The following is a 794-nucleotide window of genomic DNA, read 5'->3' as shown; positions in this document are numbered from 1 at the left end:
CCCATCACTCTTGCGCGTAATAAACGCCGCCCACTGGTAAACCCCGGAGGTCCAATCGCCGTTCTCATCAGCCCCAAGGCTCACAAAAAAACCGCCTTCAAGGGCGGTTGCTGTAAACTCAATTTTTTCCGGGGCTTCCCCTTCCAATGTTCCCACATAGGAAAGCGTGTGATCATCTGGCGGGAATGTCTGCGCCAGATCATCCCGCCGCCATGATGCAAAGTCACCTGCCCGCATCACCTTAGGCTCTGCGCTTAAAGGCTCTTCAAATCCAATTATTGCCATAGCTCCCCCTTAGTAGCCCCGCAGTTTGATCGGCGCGACTTTTGGACCACGAACCCACAAAGACCAACTTGATTTGCCATTCATCAAACCGGCTATTCGGTGCTCATAGGACGGCCTGACAATACCAATCCTACCCGGAAACCATACACGCCAACGACCACAGCCAGTTTCTTCGACATAACCACCCCAGAGAACAACCCTAAGTGCCCATGCCGGGTGCGTATGAAAGCACCCCTCTCTATCTGCAGCCGCAAATTTATGGATCTGAACAACACACCCTAGAAACCGAATGAGTTTCTTAATCATGAGTGTAGGGCGATCCTCTCGCGAACCTCTCAACTCGTCCCATCGCATTCACTCACCCTCGCAGCCCGGCCACTAAACCGTTGCCTCTGCGCCTTGGTTTTCTGCGCACCTTTCTGTTAGGTGCCCGTTTCGGCTTCACCGTTGTTTGCACTGCCTGTTTTTCGTCTTCCGCTTGCGTCTCCGGCGCTTCAGTTTGCGCCGGT

General features: G+C 53.7%; 2 protein-coding genes. Both read right to left on the bottom strand.

Going from position 1 to position 794, the window contains the following annotated elements; genetic code table 11:
• Positions 1 to 285: hypothetical protein (locus PsWM33_RS25170; protein ID WP_206599037.1), on the bottom strand; the 285-nt coding region annotated here is incomplete at its 3' end.
• Between the two features lie 9 nt (positions 286 to 294).
• Positions 295 to 591 (bottom strand): hypothetical protein, encoded by a 297-nt coding sequence (locus tag PsWM33_RS27005; protein ID WP_206599036.1) that lies wholly within the window; start codon positions 589 to 591, stop codon positions 295 to 297.
• Positions 592 to 794: the final 203 nt, after the last annotated feature.

It is taken from the genome of Pseudovibrio sp. WM33, assembly GCF_001623165.1.
Taxonomy (GTDB): Bacteria; Pseudomonadota; Alphaproteobacteria; order Rhizobiales; family Stappiaceae; genus Pseudovibrio.
The sequence above is the reverse complement of the archived record's forward strand: the minus strand, read 5'-3'. Positions and strand labels throughout refer to the sequence as shown.